Raw genomic sequence first — 18,264 nt, forward strand, 5'->3', positions numbered from 1 at the left:
CGTCCATCCGTCAAAAAGAAAAGGGGAAAGGCGGTGGCCTTTCCCTTTGATTCGGCGCGGATTTTACCAGATTACGCGAGCGCTGCTTCAGCCGCGCCCACCGCCGCCCTTCCGGCCTCGAAAGCACGCCGGTTGAGTTCGACCAGTTTCTCGCCCTTGCGCGCAAAACGCTTGAGCACGCAATCGAGCAGGACTTCCGCGCCGAACGGCAGATGATCGGCGATGGCACCGAGCATGACGGTGTTGCCGAGGCGGATGTCGCCGAGTTCCTGGGCAATCGTCGTCGCGTCGAAGGCGACCACCTTGTTGCCGGTCTTGCGGATTTCGGCGAGCGGATCGTCGGGGTAATCGAAGAGGCCGAGTTCAACCACCGGCGGCACCAGCCGGGCGGTGTTCATCAGCGTGATGCCGCCTTTCTTCAGCATGTGCTGCCAGCGCATCGCCTCGGCCGATTCGAAACCGAGCAGCACGTCGGCGCTGCCCGGCGTGATCTGCGGCGACAGCACGCGCTCGCCGAAACGCAGGTGCGAGGAGACGACGCCGCCGCGCTGCGCCATGCCGGCGACTTCGGTTTTCTTGGCATCGTGACCGAGGGCGATGGCCGCTTCGGCGAGGATTTCGGTGGCGGTCATAACGCCCTGGCCACCGATACCGACGACGAGGATATTGGTCGTTGCGCTCATGCCAAACACCCTCCCTTGACGAACTGGATCGGCGCGCTCGGTACGTAGTGCTCGATAGCCTTGGGCGCACAGGGCTGCAGACAGAGGCCACAACCGGTACACACCGACGATTCGATACGGACGAAGGCCAGGTCGACCTCACGGCCGCTGGCCTTGACCTCCTTGCCGCGCCGGGTGACGTGAATGGCCGGACAGCCGACATCGATACAGTTGCCGCAACCGGTGCACTTGTCCTCATCGACTGCGTAGGGCTTGAGCTTGTGGTAGTCCTTGATCAGCACGCAGGGCTGGTCGGTGATGATCACCGACACATCCGGCACCTTGACCTCTTCGCGGATGGTCTTGAACAGCACCGGCAACTCGTACGGATTGACCACGTGAATGCGCTCGTCCTTGACCCCCAGCGCCGACACCAGCTTGGCGAAGTCGATGCGCGGTGCTTCGTCGCCGTGGATGTCGCGGCCGTTGCCCGGGTTGTCCTGACCGCCGGTCATGCCGACAGCGCGGTTGTCGAGCAACAGGACGGTGACGTTGCCTTTGTTGTACACCATGTCGAGCAGACCCTGCATGCCCATGTGCAGGAAAGTCGAATCGCCGATCACGGCGACCACGCGCTTGTCCTTGTCGGACTCGCCGCGGCCCTTGTCCATGCCCAGGGCGATGCCCATCGACGCGCCCATCGAGACGCAGGTATCCATCGCCTGCCAGGGGTGACCGGCACCCAGCGTGTAGCAGCCGATGTCGCCGGAGATGTTGAGGTTGCGCACCTGCGACAGCGTGTAATAGACGCCAAGGTGCGGGCAAGCGACGCACATCGTCGGCGGCCGCGGGAACAGTTGCAGGGCGGCCGTCGCTTCGCTTTCCGGCAGCACTTCGCCGAGCAGCCGGGCAATCGCCGGCCTGAGCACGGCCGGCGACAACTCGCCCTGCAGCGGCAGGATGTCCTTGCCGATGACGGCGATGCCCTGGGCCTTGAGTTCGGTTTCGAGCAGCGGCTCGACTTCCTCGACCACCACCACCTGATCGACCAGCGCCGCCAGTTCGCGGCACTTCTCGAACGGCGCCGGGCAAGAGAAGCCAAGCTTGAGCACCGGGGCATTCGGGAAGGCTTCCTTGACGTGCATGTAGGCCGGACCGGAAGTGATGAAGCCGACGCGGCGGTCGCTGCCCGGCTCGATGAAGTTCAGCGGCGAAGTCTCGGCCAGCGCGCGCAGGTCGCGGTCGCGCTGGAACATCAGCGGAATGCGCTTGCCGGCGTTGCCCGGGACCATCACGTAACGCGCCGGGTCCTTGCGGAAGCCGGCGCCGGTGTGCGGCACGCGCTCACCGACGGTGACGATGGATTTGACGTGATTGATGCGCGTCGTCATGCGCAGGATCACCGGCACCTGGAACTGCTCGGACAGCGCGAAGGCGTCGAGCGTCATCGCGTAGGCTTCCTGCGAATCGGCCGGCTCGAACACCGGCACATGCGCGAAACGCCCCCAGTAGCGGGAATCCTGCTCGTTCTGCGACGACGACAGGCCGACGTCGTCGGCAATGGCGATCACCAGACCACCACTGACGCCGGTCAGGGTCAGCGTCATCAGCGCGTCGGAGGCGACGTTCATGCCGACATGCTTCATGCAGCAGAAGGCGCGCGACCCGGCGTAGGCGGCGCCGATGGCAACTTCCAGCGAGACCTTCTCGTTGACCGACCACTCGGCGTAGAGATCCGGGTAGGTGGCGATTTCTTCCAGCATCTCGGTCGACGGCGTGCCGGGATAGGCCGCAGCCACCTTGACGCCGGCTTCCCAGACGGCGCGGGCGACAGCTTCGTTGCCGGAAAGCAAATGCCGGCTGGCGGCCGGTGCGGGCATGACTGCTGCCATGAAAGCTCCTGATTACAAAGACAAGAGCGGAAATTATAGGAAGGCGGCAGAACTTCGATTTGATACAACGCAAGCAAGGCTGCATTAGTTTTTTGTCTCATATCGGATTGCATAAAAAATCCCGCAAACCAATCGCGCAATATTGCACGATGCGAATTTTGTTTTTACAATGCGCAACAGAAACTAGGTGTAAACACGGGGTGTGATCCTCCGTGCAAAGCGTTAAAGTTGTCCTGCTGAGCCAGCAGGACAGAATGAAAACCCACGTAGGAGACAAACCATGGCCGACCAGCCGAACACCCTGCCCGCCGACCAGGACCCGCAGGAAACCCGGGAATGGATCGACGCACTCGAAGGCGTCATTAGCAACGAAGGCGCCGAACGCGCCCATTACCTGATCGAAACGCTGATCGGTCAGGCCCGCGAGGACGGTATCGACATCCCGTACTCCGCCAACACCGAATACATCAACACCATCCGCGCCGACCAGCAGCCCAAGTACCCGGGCGATCCGGACATGGAGATCAAGATTCACTCCTACATCCGCTGGAACGCCATGGCCATGGTCGTGCGTGCCAACAAGCACACCAACGTCGGCGGCCACATCGCCTCCTTCGCCTCCGCCGCCGCGCTGTACGACGTCGGCTTCTCGCATTTCTGGCGCAGCATCAACGACCCGTCCGGCGGCGACCTGATCTTCTTCCAGGGCCACTCGGTGCCGGGCGTCTATTCGCGCGCCTTCATGCTCGGTCGCCTGACCGAAGAGCAGATGGACAACTTCCGCCAGGAAACCGACGGCAAGGGCATCTCGTCCTATCCGCACCCCTGGCTGATGCCGGACTTCTGGCAGTTCCCGACCGTCTCGATGGGCCTCGGCCCGATCCAGGCCATCTACCAGGCCCGCTTCATGAAGTACCTGGACTCGCGCGGTCTGGCCAAGGCCGGCGACCGCAAGGTGTGGGCCTTCCTCGGTGACGGCGAGACTGACGAAGTCGAATCGCTCGGCGCCATCGGCATGGCCGGCCGCGAGAAGCTGGACAACCTGATCTTCGTCATCAACTGCAACCTGCAGCGCCTCGACGGTCCGGTGCGCGGCAACGGCAAGATCATCCAGGAACTCGAAGCCGAATTCCGCGGCGCCGGCTGGAACGTCATCAAGCTGATCTGGGGCACCCACTGGGACGCCCTGTTCAACCGCGACAAGAAGGGCATCCTCAAGAAGCGCATGATGGAACTGTGCGACGGCGAGTACCAGACCTTCAAGGCCAAGAACGGCGCCTACGTCCGCGAGCATTTCTTCAACACGCCGGAACTGCGCGAACTGGTCGCCGACTGGACCGACGACGACGTCTGGAACCTGAACCGCGGCGGCCACGACATCTTCAAGATATTCGCCGCCTACAACGCCGCCGTCACCCACAAGGGTGCGCCGACGCTGATCCTGGCCAAGACCATCAAGGGCTTCGGCATGGGCCAGGCCGGCGAGGCCATGAACATTTCCCACCAGCAGAAGAAGATGGACAAGGAGCAGATCGCCCGCTTCCGCGACCGCTTCGGCCTGCCGGTGCCGGACGACAAGCTGGAGGAACTGCCTTACCTGAAGTTCCCGGAAGACTCGGCCGAGTACAAGTACATGCAGGCGCGCCGCGCCGCGCTCGGCGGCTACCTGCCGCAACGCCGCCGCAAGGCCGAGCCGCTGGCGGTGCCGTCGCTCGACGCGTTCACCGCCCTGCTCAAGGCTTCCGGCGAAGGCCGCGAACTGTCGACGACGATGGCCATCGTGCGCATCATGAACATGCTGCTCAAGGACAAGAATGTCGGCAAGAACGTCGTCCCCATCGTCCCGGACGAGTCGCGCACCTTCGGCATGGAAGGCATGTTCCGCGCCGTCGGCATCTGGAACCAGGAAGGCCAGAACTACGTTCCGGAAGACCACGACCAGCTGATGTTCTACAAGGAGTCGAAGACCGGCCAGGTGCTGCAGGAAGGCATCAACGAAGCCGGTGCGATGAGCGACTGGATCGCCGCCGCCACGTCGTACTCGGTGCATAACGTCCAGACCATTCCGTTCTACATCTGCTATTCGATGTTCGGCCTGCAGCGCACGCTGGACCTGTGCTGGGCTGCCGGCGACCAACGCGCCCGCGGCTTCCTGATCGGCGGCACCGCCGGCCGCACCACGCTGAACGGCGAAGGCCTGCAGCACGAAGACGGCCACAGCCTGATCCTGTCGCAACTGATCCCGAACTGCATTTCCTACGACCCGACCTTCCAGTACGAAGTCGCCGTGATCGCCCAGGACGGCATGCGCCGCATGTTCCAGGAACAGGAAGACGTGTTCTATTACCTGACGGTGATGAACGAGAACTACGAGCACCCGGAAATGCCGGCCGGCGCCGAAGCCGACATCATCAAGGGCATGTATTCGTTCAAGCAGGGCGGCGATTCGGCCGGCCCGCGCGTGCAACTGCTCGGTTCCGGCACCATCTTCCGCGAAGTCATCGCCGCCGCCGAACTGCTCAAGCAGGACTGGGGCGTCGAGGCCGACATCTGGGGTTGCCCGAGCTTCAACGAACTGGCCCGCAACGGTCAGGACGTCGCCCGCTGGAACCTGCTGCATCCGCTGGAAGAGCCGAAGCTGTCGCACGTCGAGCAGAAGCTGGCTGGCGCCAAGGGACCGGTCGTCGCTGCTACCGACTACATCCGGATGTTCGCAGAGCAGATTCGGCCCTTCGTCAAGGCGCCGTACGTCACGCTGGGCACCGACGGCTTCGGTCGCTCCGACACCCGCGAGAAGCTGCGTCATTTCTTCGAGGTCGACCGTCACTGGGTGACGCTGGCTGCCCTCAAGGCGCTGGCCGACAACGGCGAGATCGCCCGTGAAAAGGTCGCGGCCGCGCTGGTCAAGTACAACCTGGATCCGGCCAAGCCGAATCCGATGTCGGTTTAAGAAGGGAGCGACGACATGAGCCAGATCATTGAAGTCAAGGTTCCCGATATCGGTGATTTCGACGAAGTCCCGGTCATCGAACTGTTCGTCAAAGTCGGCGACACGATCAATGTCGACGACGCCATCGTCACCCTCGAATCCGACAAGGCCACCATGGATGTGCCGAGCACGGTTGCCGGCACGGTCAAGGAAGTGCTGGTGCAAGTCGGTTCCAAGGTGGCCGAAGGCGCCCTGCTGATCAAGGTCGAAGCTGGCGCGGCTGCCGCTGTTGAAGCGGCTCCCGCCCCCGCTGCGACACCGGCCCCCGCCGCTGCGCCGGCCGCTCCGGCGGCTGCACCTGCCCCGGCTGCCGCCGGCGGCCTGGTCGAGGTCAAGGTGCCGGATATCGGCGATTTTGCGGAGGTCCCGGTTATCGAGTTGTACGTCAAGGTTGGCGACAGCATCAAGATCGACGATGCGATCGCCACGCTCGAATCCGATAAGGCGACGATGGATGTTCCGTCCACCGTCGCCGGCACGGTCAAGGAAGTGCTGGTCCAGATTGGCTCCAAGGTCGGCGAAGGCACGGTCCTGATCAAGGTCGAAACCGGTGCCGGCGCAGCTGCCCCGGCTGCCGCGGCGCAAGCTGCCACGCCGGCGCCAGTTGCTGCACCGGTTGCCGCAGCACCCGCTGCCGCACCGGCCGCCGCGCCCGTCGCACTGGCCCCGGCCCTGCCGGTCGGCGGCAAGGTGCACGCCTCGCCATCGGTTCGCGCCTATGCCCGCGAGCTCGGCGTCGACCTGACCAAGGTCAGCGCTTCCGGGCCCAAGGGTCGTATCGTCAAGGAAGACCTGACCAAGTACGTCAAGGGCGTGATGTCCGGCGCCACTGCCGCCCCGGCGGCTGCCGCCGGCGCCAGCCTGGGTGGCGGGCTCGACCTGCTGCCCTGGCCGAAGGTCGATTTCAGCAAGTTCGGCGAGATCGAGGTCAAGCCGCTGTCGCGGATCAAGAAGATTTCCGGCCAGAACCTGTCGCGCAACTGGGTCATGATTCCGGCCGTGACCTATCACGAAGACGCCGACATCACCGACCTGGAAGCCTTCCGCGTCCTGCTCAACAAGGAAAACGAGAAGGGCAGCGGCGCCAAGCTGACCATGCTGGCCTTCCTGGTCAAGGCCTGCGTCAAGGCACTGGAGAAGTTCCCCGAGTTCAACGCCTCGCTCGACGGCGACAATCTGGTGCTGAAGAAGTACTTCAACATCGGCTTCGCTGCCGACACGCCGAACGGTCTGGTCGTGCCGGTGATCAAGAACGCCGACAAGAAGTCGGTGTTCGAGATCGCCCAGGAATCCGGCGACCTCGCCAAGCAGGCCCGTGACGGCAAGCTCAAGCCGGCCGACATGCAGGGCGCCTGCTTCACCATCTCGTCGCTCGGCGGCATCGGCGGCACCTACTTCGCGCCGATTGTGAACGCCCCGGAAGTCGCCATCCTCGGCGTCAACAAGTCGACGATGAAGCCGGTCTGGGACGGCAAGCAATTCGTGCCGCGCCTGACCCTGCCGCTGTCGCTGACCGCCGACCACCGCGTCATCGACGGCGCGCTGGCGACCCGCTTCAACGTCTATATCGCACAACTGCTGGCCGACTTCCGTCGCGTCGCGCTGTAAGGGGGAATGACCATGAGCAATCTGGTTGAAGTGAAAGTCCCGGACATCGGCGATTTCGACAGCGTGCCGGTCATCGACCTGTTCGTGAAGGTCGGCGACACGATCAAGGTGGACGACGCTATCGTCACCCTGGAATCGGACAAGGCCACCATGGACGTACCGTCCACGGTCGCCGGCACGGTCAAGGAAGTGCTGGTGCAGGTCGGTTCCAAGGTCAGCGAAGGTGCGCTGCTGATCAAGGTCGAGGCCGGTGCAGCCACCGCCGCCAGCGCCCCGGCGCCGGCCGCGGCAACCCCGGCAGCGGCCCCCATGGCCGCACCGGCTGCCGCCAGCCACGGCGGCAGCGCCGACATCGAGTGCGAGATGCTCGTCCTCGGCGCCGGCCCCGGCGGCTATTCCGCCGCTTTCCGTTCGGCCGATCTGGGCATGAAGACGGTCATCGTCGAACGCTATTCGACGCTCGGCGGTGTCTGCCTGAACGTCGGCTGCATCCCGTCCAAGGCACTGCTGCACGTCACCGCCGTCATGGACGAAACCAGCCACCTGGCCGACGCCGGTGTCACTTTCGCCGCGCCGCAGGTCGATATCGACAAGCTGCGCGCACACAAGGACAAGGTCGTCGGCAAGCTGACCGGCGGTCTGGCCGGCATGGCCAAGGGGCGCAAGGTCGACATCGTGCGCGGCTACGGCCATTTCCTCGACCCGCATCACCTTGAAGTCGAGGAAACCACCGGCAGCGGCCAGGACAAGACCGGCAGCAAGAAGGTCATCAAGTTCCAGAAGTGCATCATCGCCGCCGGTTCGGCAGCGGTGCATCTGCCCTTCATCCCGCGCGACCCGCGCATCGTCGATTCGACCGGCGCGCTGGAACTGCGCTTCGTGCCGGAGAAGATGCTGGTCATCGGCGGCGGCATCATCGGCCTGGAAATGGCCACCGTCTATTCAACGCTGGGCGCCAGGGTCGATGTCGTCGAAATGGGCGACGCGCTGATGCAGGGCCCGGACCGCGATGCGGTCAAGGTCTGGGAAAAGCAGAACCTGTCGCGCTTCGACAAGATCATGCTGAAGACCAAGACAGTCGCGGTCGACGCCAAGGACGACGGCCTCTGGGTCAAGTTCGAGGGCGAAGGCGCGCCAGCCGAAGCGGTCAGGTACGACCTGATCCTGCAAGCGGCAGGCCGCTCGCCGAACGGCAAGAAGTTCGCCGCCGACAAGGCCGGCGTGATTGTCGACGAGCGCGGTTTCATCCCGGTCGACAAGCAGATGCGGACCAATGTCCCGCACATCTTCGCCATCGGCGATCTGGTCGGCCAGCCGATGCTGGCGCACAAGGCGGTGCATGAAGCGCACGTCGCCGCCGAAGTCGCCGCCGGCCACAAGGCCGCTTTCGACGCCCAGGTCATCCCCGGCGTGGCGTATACCCATCCGGAAGTGGCGTGGGTCGGCTACACCGAGGATCAGGCGAAGAAGGAAGGCCGCAAGGTCGAAACCGCCAAGTTCCCCTGGGCGGCCAGCGGTCGCGCCATCGCCAACGGCGCCGACTACGGCTTCACCAAGCTGATCTTCGATGCCGAAACGCACCGCGTCATCGGCGGCGCCATCGTCGGCCCGTCGGCCGGCGACATGATCGGCGAAGTCTGCCTGGCGATCGAGATGGGCTGCGACGCCGTCGACATCGGCAAGACCATCCACCCGCATCCCACCCTGGGCGAAACCGTCGGCATGGCCGCCGAAGTTGCCCACGGCTCCTGCACGGACGTTCCCGCGCCGCGCAAGAAGTAAGGTCCTCTGCGTTACGCTAAGTTGTTGTATTAGCGTTCGTCTTCGGCGACGGCTCACCCCGTCGCCTTTTTTTTGTGTTGTCGCGGCAACTGGACGTTTCACAGGGTTGAGCCAGCGAAAGCCACAGGTGATGAACCGTAATCATGCCTGCTGGCGTCGAACCACCCTGCAGGCAGAACATTCGTTCATGTGTTGACTGATAGACCGGATCGCCCGAGGCCGTTGGGATTAGCGCTTGAAGCATGCCATGTAGCGCTAACTCAGTGGCAAGCTGAGCATCGCTCAAGCATGTCGCCAACCCACCCGGCAGCGAGCAAATATTACGCACGTAGCCAACCATCATGGACCTGTCCACCGCCCAAGCATAATCGCCGTTTACGAAGCGGATCAAACCCGCTCGGCAATAAATGCTCGGTAAGGGATGGATGCTGTCGATCGGTTTGCATTCGATGAAGATGGCTGCTGGAACCGAATTGGCTGTCGGAATCTGGCCGCGCAGGGGGCGAAAGGCAAGATCGGGCTGTTTATCCAGATGCCGGCCATCAAAATTCCGCATGTTTCCCTCTCTGACAGAGGTTTCGAATTTCGATAATCCGGGAATAGCCGCTTCGCCGGCGGCATGAAACTCCCCAAGAATCATGTAAAGGCGCTCGGTAATTTCGTCCTCGGTTGCGGCACATATCGAGAAAGTGCCGGCCTGCACTTCTTGCTGCAAGAGCCGCCAGGCCATGGAGAGGGCATTCTGAACAACGACAAGCAGGGATGGAGCAATCTGTGCGGGAGAGTCTGGGGCTGCTGGTCGCGACCAGTTCCGGGTCATCAGGCCACTCATCGTTTGGCACGCTCCTCAAGCAAGGCTCCGTGCGCCCACAGGATATCGGAGGCCAGCAGTCTGGTCTGGGTGTGGGTCCAGTAGCGTCGCTGATCGAGCAGGCCGATGACAATCAGCGGCTGATGAGCGTCAACGACGGTGATACGGCTGACGGCAAGGTCGTCGGCATGCTTGATCCATGTGGGTGGCAAAGCCTCTGGCAGCGTGCATTGCCCGAGGCAGACAGCGATGAATTTCCAGGGAAGTCGGCTATCGCCCGCAAGTTGCTGGACATGGACCTGATATCCACTTGCAGCCAACACGCTGGATAGCTCCTCGGCCAGACGAGCGCGGAATTGCTCGGCGCAGTGCTGACTTACCGGGCTGGAAGCGAACTGTTTGATTGCAGGGAAAGGCGAACGCGTCGCGAGCGTGTCTCCGATGGTTTCCCGATCGTAATGGCCGAGACCATAGATCGCAGCAACCGTCTGATCCAGTTCAGCCCAATCGGGTTGGCGATCAAGCAGGGCGACCGCGCAGCGATCGATTTGCTCGCGGCAGCTTGCGTTGAAGCATTCCGGCGCGACAAACGGGAAACTCTCGATATCGCGCAATTGTAAGGATTCACGCTCAACGCCAAATTTGGCGCTGGTCATTAGCGCCCAATATTCGAATAGCTGGCTGTGCATCAGCACAAGCAGGTACTTGGCCAGGAATTCGCCATCAGGGTGATTGGCGGCGGAGAAACCGTAATACGATTCCGAATAGGCGATGTTCGAAAGGCTGAGCAGTGCGCGACCTTGATTGCGGTCTGATTTGTATCCTTCGCGGACCAAAACTAATGGTGCCCGATAGATTTCCGGGCTCCGTGGCCATTGCAAGCCGCCAGGCTGGTAGGGCGTCAGCGTATCAGTCTGGACCACAAAAGGATGCCTCTCATAGCGGGCACCCAGCGTCGGGTAACCCTCAAGAAACGAGTCATCATCTGTTCGCTTGGCGACTTGATACCCCTGCCCACGTAGCAATCCGTGCTCGTGATTCCAGTATTCACCGAGGGAAGTCTTTGCCCGTTCGTGAATGCGCTGAACAATAGCGGCATCAAGCACGGAACCCCGATACAAGGTCTTGATCAGCGCCGCTTGTTTGGTAACCAGATCAAGTGCGATCGGCACAGCATCACTGGCATCAATCCGCATGCGTCCTTTTTCGCTGAGTCCGGGTTGATCGTCGGGGCTGACCAGAACGAACTGATCTCCAGCCTGAGGCACTTGATTGTCCGCAAACAGCAGACAGAAAGGCTGATCGACATTGGGCCAAACCCGGGTCTGACGAACGGATGCGCCATTCAGAATACCGGTGATGGACAAAGCCCGGAAAATCGCGCTACGGGCAGAAAATCCGGCTGGCGACATCTTGAACAGCCAACGCCCCGCCAAGGCCAGTGCGATACGTCCACCCGGCCTTGCCCAATCCATGGCCCCCCATATGAAGGGCAGGTCGGTCACCTGATCCGGATTTTTATAGGTACGGTAGAGATCGAGCAGACCCCGTTGTGCGGCGATGGCACGGCAGCGTTTTGTAAACGTCCGGTCTATCGCGGCATAGGCGGGCTTGAGGCTGGTCCAAGGTGGATTGCCGATGACCAGATCGAAGGCTGAACGATATTGCGCCGACACATGATCGCCCATGCTACCGGCCATGGGGCGGATAGAGCACGGATCGGCATCAGGATCGGCAACGTCAATCAAGACCTTGCCCTCCAGTTTGCTGAAAGTCAGTTCTTCGACCGGGGCTGGGTCGGGGTCGAGCTCCAGCGCGGTGAGATACAAGGCCAAGGCGGCAAGCATGCGCGCGTGGGCATTGATGTCAAAGCCGACCAATTGCTCATTCAATATGTGCCGCAAGGCAGCGCGTTCAGGGCGTCGCCCAGTTTCCGCAAAATACAGTTCTGCGAGCTTGCGGAAGCTCGCAACCAGAAAGACACCCGCGCCGCATGCCGGGTCGAGCACCCTTGCCGCCGCACCGGCCGGATGCCGATGGAAAGCTTCGTCAACCATGTATTCGGCAATATGCGCCGGGGTGTAATAGACGCTGGTATCGTGCCGAGTCTCTGCATCGAAGCGGCACATCAACTCTTCGTAAGTTTCGCTCAGGAGACCGATTGGCAGATGGTCAAAATCCAGGTCTCCCCAGTTCAGCGACCGTTGTGAAGCACCGGGAGCGCGCGGCATGTCCAGACCGAGGATGGCCTCAAGGGGACGACTGAGGCCTTGCCCAAGCTGCAGAAAAAGATAGCGAAAATATTCCCGGTAATTCTGCGTGGGCAGTTTCAGCAGGTCGCCATTGAAGGTCTGGTCCAGCCAGGCGTTGGTTTCAACCAGGCAATCTTCACTGGCGAAACACATCTCCAGTGATTGCGCACTGGGTGAAATGGCGCTCAGATGATGTTGCTTGATAATCCCGCGCCCTATCAGGTAGCGGAAAAACAGGGCTCGTCCGGTCAACGCGATGCTTTCGCTGGTCGACATGCCCATCTCTTTCAATTCCTGACTGGCGTCCGTCATCAGCCCGAAGAGCACGCTACGCAGCAGCAGTTCAGACGGCTGGGCCAGATTTTCACCGTAAGCGAGCCTGGCGAGGACACCGAGGGCATCGGCTTGGTCGGCGAAAAAGGAGACAGGCTTGGAATCCGGTACGGGACGGAGATCCGTTGCGTAGATATCCAGGCGACCGAGGCGCAGCACGCCAAGCCAAGCGGGGTCGCCACGCATGGCCAACTTGCGGCGTAGCTCGGCGATATAACGAGCGCTGTCGGCCAAGCCGCTCAGTCGTGCCACATCAACGACATAGAGCAGCGCTTGCGCTTTGTTTTCTATAACCGTGTCGACCATGGGAGATGAGCCACCGCGAATGAGGTCGACATAACGCAGCAGACGAGGATCGTCCTGGCGGTGCAGTTCGACACAATCAACCGGACGTGCGCCGAAGTCTCCGAGTCGGTCGAGGGTTGTTCTCATCTAGCTTGGACAAGCACATCAGCAACCAGCGGCAATTCGCGCTGGGGCGGAGCGATACCGAGGTATACATTGATACGGTTACGCTCTTCCGCCATATCCAGAACCCAACCAGGTTCGCAAATCGGCGCGGCATCAATTCTGCGCGTCATTCCGTCCTCAAGGCGAATGAAAACCCATTCCTCAACACTTACAGCCTTTGGCTCAGACAGGTAACGATGAATACCGCCGGATAATCGCCCCAGCAATCGGCTCTTGACGCAAAAGCGATCTTCCAGCGTTTGCAGGACAGCCATGGCGAGCAAGTCGGCAATGTCGAAGCGACGCGCGCTCCGCTCCGTAGTTTCAATCAGGGAAAAAGGAGGCAACTGAGTCCACGCATGGGCGCGCGATCGGCATAGACCACCCAGAGCGCTACACACATCCTTGACGGTAAAGGAAAGGGACCGAGCCATATCTGCCTAAAATTCCATTCAAATCTGTCAGAATTCTAAAGCAGTTTACATTACCCGTACAGCGTTCCATGTCAATGACAAATTTATCGTCGATACCAAGCGAGACCCCCGGAGCCCCCCCTTGAGTGTGACAGTCAGGAATGGGAGCTCTTCAGAGCGTTTGTTCAACTCAACCATGAAGTTCAAAAATTGCACTCTGGAGAGGGTCTGGAGATAATACTTTTCCCCGGAGCCCAAAAACAACCATGACGCCTGTAGCACTGACCCCACGCCGCTCCGCCGCAGAGCAGCAGCGACTCGAAGCCACGCTGCGCGAGATGTTCGAACACCGCATCAGTTTCAACGAAGTGCTCGGCCTCAAGGTCGCTTCCTTCGATCCAGCCGCACCGCAACTGGTTTTCGACATGCGCCCCGAACTGGTCGGCCATTACCTCTACGGCCGGCTGCACGGCGGCGCCATTGCCGCCGTCCTCGATACCGTCGGCGGTTTTGCAGCCGTTGTCGGCATCGCCGAGAAGTTCGCCGGCGAATCCGCTGAGCAGGTGGCGCACCGCTTCGGCCGCATCGGCACCATCGACCTGCGCACCGACTTCCTGCATCAGGGCATCGGCAAGCAATTCACGGCCACCGGACGGATCACCCGCCTCGGCGGGCGCATCGCCTCGATCCAGATGACACTGGAGAATGAAAGCGGGCTGCTGATCGCAACCGGCAGCGCCGCTTACGTGGTCAGTTAAATCAGCGCCACCGACTGCTCGCCGCGTTCATAGACGACGTTGGCACGGCCGACGATCAGCGGGTCGAGATTGCCGATCCGCGACGTGTCCTTGTTCGTGTACGGCAGTTTGTGCAGCACGTAGCGCAGGGCATTCAGGCGTGCGCGCTTCTTGCAGTTCGACTTGATCACCGTCCACGGCGAATCCGCCGTATCGGTGTGGAAGAACATCGCTTCCTTGGCCTTGGTGTAGTCGTGCCACTTGTCGAGCGAAGCCATGTCGATCGGCGACAGCTTCCACTGCTTGAGCGGGTGCACCTTGCGCTCGCGGAAGCGACGGCGTTGTTCCTCCTGGCTGACCGAGAACCAGAACTTGATCAGGTGGGTGCCGTTGCGCACCAGCATGCGTTCGAACTCCGGCGCCTGACGGACGAATTCACCGTACTCCTGGTCGGAACAGAAGCCCATCACGCGCTCGACGCCGGCCCGGTTGTACCAGGAACGGTCGAACAGAACGATCTCGCCGTTGGTCGGCAGATGCTGCACGTAACGCTGGAAATACCATTGACCGCGCTCGATTTCGGACGGCTTCTCCAGCGCGACGACGCGGGCGCCCCGTGGATTCAGGTGTTCCATGAACCGCTTGATGGTCCCCCCTTTGCCCGCCGCGTCGCGGCCTTCGAACAGGATCACCACCTTCTGCCCGGTTTCCTTGACCCAGGCCTGCAGCTTCAGCAACTCGACCTGCAGCCGGTATTTCTGGCGCTCGTAATTCGCCCGCTGCATCAGGTTCTTGTACGGATAACCGCCTTCGCGCCAATCCTTGGCCAGTTCCTCGTCGGGATTGACGATGCCGTCGTCGACGGCAATGCGCTGCTGCTTGAGCAGGCTCTTGAGCATCGTCAGCGCTTCCTCGGCCGGCGAATTGGCGAGAATATCGCGCATCGCCGCCATTTTGGCTTCCTGGGCCGCATCGACGGCGTTGTGCACGGAAAAGCCCTCGATCCCGGCCGGCGTTTGCACCGGCGGCACGTCGCCGCTGGCGACCGCGCGTTGACGGGTGGTACGGGTGCGCGTTGCTGGTGCTGCGGCCGTGGTGGTAGTGGCCGTCTTCTTTTTCGCTGTAACCATGGATGCCCCTTGTCTGGATTGCCAAAGGGTCTATTTCACGCCGATGGGCGGCGCTTGTCTAGTCCAGCAATTCGACCGGTATCACCGCGCGCAGCACGGTCTGCGTTTCGCCCTGGCGCAGGCGGTTGCTCAACCACCAGACCGCCCCCTTCTTGATGCTCCAGTCAGCCTCCTGCCCGGCCAGCAGCAGCGAGGCCAGCCGCCCGAGCGAGGGCTGGTGGCCGACGATCAGCACCGAACCGCGCGCATCGGGCCAGCCCGACGCGGCGATCAGTTCCGACACACAGGCATCGGGGCCGATCTTGCGCTGGGTCTCGAACGGCAGCTTCAGCGCCTGCGCCGTCTGCTGGGTACGGACCGCCGGACTGACGACGATGCGCAAATCCTTGGGCATGTTTTCATGCAGCCAGGACGCCATGCGCCTGGCCTGCTTTTCACCGCGTTCGGTCAAGCGGCGTTTCAGATCGTCTTCACCGTCCTCGGCTTCGGCGTGGCGCCACAGCAGCAGATCCATGGTCATCTCCGGAAAAGCCGGCATCATGCCAGCGCAATGTTACGTCGGCATTGCACCGGGCAATCAGACGAACAGATCGGGCTGCGGCTCGCGCAAGCTGTCGCGACTCACCGTCAGGCGTACATTGACGCCTTTGCGCCCGATGGCATCGACCACCATCCGCCCCGCCCTCGCCTCGGCGACGACGATCACGTTGCGCGTCTGCGCCCGCGTCCTGCCGACGTAGAGCGCCAGACTGCCGGGTTGCGGATTCCACTTGATCATGGCTGCATCATAGCGAGGGCAAAACCCGCTGTCAGCCCCCCGGCATCGAGCGGGGAAGCCGCTAAAGCAAAAGCCCCCGACTGCAGGGCAATCAGGGGCTTCTGGAATTCTGGTGGCCAATCGCGGAATCGAACCACGGACACGCGGATTTTCAATCCGCTGCTCTACCAACTGAGCTAATTGGCCTAAAGAGCGCGCATTATAGCGATAGCCCCGGGGCTCCGCAAGGGCGTTTCGCAGATTTTCAGGACTCCCGGCGTCAGGGACCGAGGGGTGGCGACTGCCGGTAGAGTTCGGCGTAGTCTTCCGGCGGGTTCGGCGGCGGCAGCGGCGGGTACCAGGTGGCGAAGGCCACCCGGGCGACCGCGCCCTTGCCGCGCGGATTCGGGCGCAGCGTGGCGCGGGCATCGTGCTGGTTGGCGATTTCCTGAACGATGGCCAGGCCCAGGCCACTACCCTCGCCAGCGGCGTCGTCGACGCGGTAGAAACGCTCGAACACCAGTTCCGCCTGTTCGGGCGAAATCCCCACGCCGTCATCCTCGACTTCAAGCAGCACGGTCTTGCCGGTATCGATGATGCGGCAGGTCACGTGGCCGCCCGGCGGCGTGTAGCGGATGGCGTTGTCGATCAGGTTCTTGGCCAGCTCACGCAACAGGAAGGGATTGCCGGTGATCATGGCCTTGCCGGGCGACTCGAAACCCAGGTCGATGCTCTTTTCCAGCGCAACGATGACCCAGTCCTCGACCACCTCGCGAACCAGCAGGGCCAGGTCGGTCGGTTCGTGTTTCTGCTGGCCGATTTCGCTGCCTTCGGTCCGCGCCAGCGTCAGCAACTGGTTGACCAGGCGACCGGCCCGGTCGACGCCGGTGGCGATCTGGCGCAAGGCGTGGCGCAGGGCGGCCGGGTCGGTTTCGCGGACGGCAAACTGGGCCTGGGTCTTCAGCCCGGTCAAGGGCGTACGCATCTGGTGGGCGGCGTCGGCGACGAAACGCTGCTGTGCCTCGACGTTGCGCTTCATCCGCTCGAGCATTTCGTTGAACGCCTCGACCAGCGGCTCCAGCTCTTCCGGCACCCGGCGCGTGGCAATCGGCGACAGGTCGCCCGGATCGCGGTCCTCGATGGTGTTGCGCAGCCGGGTCAGCGGCCGCAGGCCGCGCGACAGGCCGAACCAGACCAGCATGACGGCCAGCGGGATGATGATGAATTGCGGCAGGATCACGCTGGCGACGATGCGGTTGGCCAGTTGCGTGCGCTTCTCGGTCGTCTCGGCGACCTCGACCAGCACCCACTCCTCGACCGGGGCCTGCGGCTCGGCGATGAAGGAATAGGCGACGCGGATATCCTGGCCCTTGTACTCCATGTCGCGGAAGTAGATTTCGCCGGGCACCATCTCGGCTTGCCTGGGGAATTCGGGCACCGGCAAATCGAGGTCGCCGGCGAGCAGCTTCTTGTCCTGGGTCAGGACGTGGAAATAGACGCTGTCGAGTTCGTCGGCCCGCAGCATGGCGCGCGTTGTCGCATGCAGCGACAGTACCGGCTTGCCATCGACCAGTTGCACCTGCCGGCTGATGGTGGCGACGTGCTCGCGCAGGGACTGGTCGTAGGGAAAGTTGGCGACGTTGTTGGCGAAGTAGTGCGTGAAGGCGATGCTCAACGGCCAGACGAACAGCAAGGGCGCGAGCATCCAGTCGAGGATCTCGCCGAACAGCGAGCGCTCGGTCTCCGGCGACAGCGGACCGCTGGCGCCGGGCGGATTACTCGCCTTGCGGTCGTTCAAGGCAATAGCCCAGGCCACGCACGGTGGCAATCTTGACGCCACCGGGTTCCAGCTTCTTGCGCAGGCGATGGACGTACACCTCGATCGCGTTGTGGCTCACTTCCTCACCCCAGCCGCACAGGTGATCGACCAGCTGATCCTTGCTCACCAGTCGCCCCATGCGCGACAGCAAGACTTCGAGCAGACCGACCTCGCGCGCCGACAACTCCAGCGGCGAACCGTCGATATTGGCCACCCGGCCGACCTGGTCGTAACTCAGCGAACCGCACTGGATGGTCGGCGCCGTCCCTGCCGAGCGCCGCGTCAGGGCGCGGACCCGGGCTTCTAGTTCGGCCAGCTCGAACGGCTTGACCATGTAATCGTCGGCGCCCAGGTCGAGGCCCTTGACCCGGTCGTGGGTGCCGTCGAGCGCGGTCAGGATCAGCACCGGCAACTGCGAGTTGCGCGAACGCAGGCGCTTGAGCACTTCCAGGCCGGACAGCTTGGGCAGGCCGAGATCGAGGATCAGCAGGTCGTATTCGACGGTCAGCAACGCGGTGTCGGCATCCACTCCGTTGGCCGCCCAATCCACCGCATAGCCGGCCTGGCGCAAGGACCGGCTCAGGCCGTCGGCGATGATCGCATCGTCTTCGGCAATCAGAATTCGCATG

At 62.5% G+C, this 18,264-nt stretch carries 14 protein-coding genes and 1 tRNA gene; 4 read left to right on the forward strand and 11 right to left on the reverse strand.

Annotation, left to right across the window (positions count from 1 at the left end):
• Positions 1-71: 71 nt before the first annotated feature.
• Positions 72-683, reverse strand: coding sequence for an indolepyruvate oxidoreductase subunit beta (locus Q0799_RS10835; protein ID WP_028994868.1), 612 nt, complete (start codon positions 681-683; stop codon positions 72-74).
• Entirely contained in the window at positions 680-2,554 is a 1,875-nt protein-coding gene (locus tag Q0799_RS10840) for a thiamine pyrophosphate-dependent enzyme (RefSeq protein ID WP_298398214.1), read from the reverse strand. Before Q0799_RS10840 ends, Q0799_RS10835 begins: the two co-directional genes overlap by 4 nt.
• A 280-nt stretch (positions 2,555-2,834) precedes the next feature.
• Here Q0799_RS10840 and aceE point away from each other — a divergent pair, with 280 nt between their 5' ends.
• The 3 genes from aceE to lpdA are packed head-to-tail and all read left to right on the forward strand — an operon-like array spanning position 2,835 to position 8,933.
• Positions 2,835-5,504 carry a pyruvate dehydrogenase (acetyl-transferring), homodimeric type gene (gene aceE, locus Q0799_RS10845; RefSeq protein ID WP_298398216.1) on the forward strand — a complete coding sequence of 890 codons (2,670 nt, stop codon included), beginning with the start codon at positions 2,835-2,837 and terminating at the stop codon, positions 5,502-5,504.
• 15 nt (positions 5,505-5,519) lie between these two features.
• The gene (aceF, locus tag Q0799_RS10850; RefSeq protein WP_298398218.1) at positions 5,520-7,151 is read left to right on the forward strand and encodes a dihydrolipoyllysine-residue acetyltransferase; all 1,632 of its coding nucleotides are present in this window, start codon (positions 5,520-5,522) and stop codon (positions 7,149-7,151) included.
• A gap of 12 nt (positions 7,152-7,163) precedes the next feature.
• Positions 7,164-8,933 (forward strand): dihydrolipoyl dehydrogenase, encoded by a 1,770-nt coding sequence (lpdA, locus tag Q0799_RS10855; protein ID WP_298398220.1) that lies wholly within the window; start codon positions 7,164-7,166, stop codon positions 8,931-8,933.
• Between the two features lie 16 nt (positions 8,934-8,949).
• On the opposite strand, the gene Q0799_RS10860 is transcribed toward lpdA, so the two are convergent.
• Genes Q0799_RS10860 through Q0799_RS10870 form a run of 3 tightly spaced genes read right to left on the reverse strand, consistent with a single transcriptional unit; the run spans position 8,950 to position 13,054 of the window.
• Entirely contained in the window at positions 8,950-9,765 is an 816-nt protein-coding gene (locus tag Q0799_RS10860; RefSeq protein ID WP_157272466.1) for a hypothetical protein, read from the reverse strand.
• Positions 9,762-12,761, reverse strand: coding sequence for an N-6 DNA methylase (locus Q0799_RS10865; protein WP_298398224.1), 3,000 nt, complete (start codon positions 12,759-12,761; stop codon positions 9,762-9,764). The genes Q0799_RS10860 and Q0799_RS10865 overlap by 4 nt, the downstream gene beginning before the upstream one ends.
• Positions 12,758-13,054 carry a hypothetical protein gene (locus tag Q0799_RS10870; protein ID WP_298398225.1) on the reverse strand — a complete coding sequence of 99 codons (297 nt, stop codon included), beginning with the start codon at positions 13,052-13,054 and terminating at the stop codon, positions 12,758-12,760. The genes Q0799_RS10865 and Q0799_RS10870 overlap by 4 nt, the downstream gene beginning before the upstream one ends.
• Before the next feature lie 404 nt (positions 13,055-13,458).
• Between Q0799_RS10870 and Q0799_RS10875 the strand changes: the two genes are divergently transcribed.
• Complete coding sequence (locus Q0799_RS10875) at positions 13,459-13,950, forward strand: thioesterase family protein (RefSeq protein ID WP_028994860.1); 492 nt, start codon at positions 13,459-13,461, stop codon at positions 13,948-13,950.
• On the opposite strand, the gene ppk2 is transcribed toward Q0799_RS10875, so the two are convergent.
• From ppk2 to Q0799_RS10905, 6 genes are all read right to left on the reverse strand, one after another.
• Complete coding sequence (ppk2, locus tag Q0799_RS10880; protein ID WP_298398228.1) at positions 13,947-15,059, reverse strand: polyphosphate kinase 2; 1,113 nt, start codon at positions 15,057-15,059, stop codon at positions 13,947-13,949. The two genes, Q0799_RS10875 and ppk2, sit on opposite strands and share 4 nt — an antisense overlap.
• Positions 15,060-15,117: 58 nt before the next feature.
• Positions 15,118-15,573: a histidine phosphatase family protein gene (locus Q0799_RS10885; RefSeq protein ID WP_298398230.1), complete on the reverse strand. Its 456-nt coding sequence runs from the start codon at positions 15,571-15,573 to the stop codon at positions 15,118-15,120.
• 63 nt (positions 15,574-15,636) lie between these two features.
• Entirely contained in the window at positions 15,637-15,837 is a 201-nt protein-coding gene (locus Q0799_RS10890) for a hypothetical protein (protein ID WP_028994857.1), read from the reverse strand.
• A 110-nt stretch (positions 15,838-15,947) separates the two neighbouring features.
• Positions 15,948-16,023 (reverse strand) — tRNA-Phe (locus Q0799_RS10895).
• A gap of 73 nt (positions 16,024-16,096) precedes the next feature.
• Positions 16,097-17,614, reverse strand: a complete 1,518-nt coding sequence (locus tag Q0799_RS10900; RefSeq protein WP_298398233.1) for a sensor histidine kinase — start codon at positions 17,612-17,614, stop codon at positions 16,097-16,099.
• On the reverse strand, positions 17,592-18,263 hold the full coding sequence (locus Q0799_RS10905) for a response regulator transcription factor (RefSeq protein ID WP_298398235.1): 672 nt from the start codon (positions 18,261-18,263) through the stop codon (positions 17,592-17,594). The genes Q0799_RS10900 and Q0799_RS10905 overlap by 23 nt, the downstream gene beginning before the upstream one ends.
• Position 18,264: the final 1 nt, after the last annotated feature.

The sequence above is a fragment of the uncultured Azonexus sp. genome (assembly GCF_937982035.1).
Taxonomy (GTDB): Bacteria; Pseudomonadota; Gammaproteobacteria; order Burkholderiales; family Rhodocyclaceae; genus Azonexus.

Bases quoted from the DNA above. Each gene is read 5' to 3' on its own strand.
- Q0799_RS10905 (WP_298398235.1), bottom strand. From the start codon at position 18,263: ATGCGAATTCTGATTGCCGAAGACGATGCGATCATCGCCGACGGCCTG.
- lpdA (WP_298398220.1), top strand. From the start codon at position 7,164: ATGAGCAATCTGGTTGAAGTGAAAGTCCCGGACATCGGCGATTTCGAC.
- Q0799_RS10875 (WP_028994860.1), top strand. From the start codon at position 13,459: ATGACGCCTGTAGCACTGACCCCACGCCGCTCCGCCGCAGAGCAGCAG.
- Q0799_RS10835 (WP_028994868.1), bottom strand. From the start codon at position 683: ATGAGCGCAACGACCAATATCCTCGTCGTCGGTATCGGTGGCCAGGGC.
- Q0799_RS10860 (WP_157272466.1), bottom strand. From the start codon at position 9,765: ATGAGTGGCCTGATGACCCGGAACTGGTCGCGACCAGCAGCCCCAGAC.
- Q0799_RS10840 (WP_298398214.1), bottom strand. From the start codon at position 2,554: ATGGCAGCAGTCATGCCCGCACCGGCCGCCAGCCGGCATTTGCTTTCC.
- aceF (WP_298398218.1), top strand. From the start codon at position 5,520: ATGAGCCAGATCATTGAAGTCAAGGTTCCCGATATCGGTGATTTCGAC.
- Q0799_RS10885 (WP_298398230.1), bottom strand. From the start codon at position 15,573: ATGGATCTGCTGCTGTGGCGCCACGCCGAAGCCGAGGACGGTGAAGAC.
- Q0799_RS10890 (WP_028994857.1), bottom strand. From the start codon at position 15,837: ATGATCAAGTGGAATCCGCAACCCGGCAGTCTGGCGCTCTACGTCGGC.
- aceE (WP_298398216.1), top strand. From the start codon at position 2,835: ATGGCCGACCAGCCGAACACCCTGCCCGCCGACCAGGACCCGCAGGAA.
- ppk2 (WP_298398228.1), bottom strand. From the start codon at position 15,059: ATGGTTACAGCGAAAAAGAAGACGGCCACTACCACCACGGCCGCAGCA.
- Q0799_RS10865 (WP_298398224.1), bottom strand. From the start codon at position 12,761: ATGAGAACAACCCTCGACCGACTCGGAGACTTCGGCGCACGTCCGGTT.
- Q0799_RS10870 (WP_298398225.1), bottom strand. From the start codon at position 13,054: ATGGCTGTCCTGCAAACGCTGGAAGATCGCTTTTGCGTCAAGAGCCGA.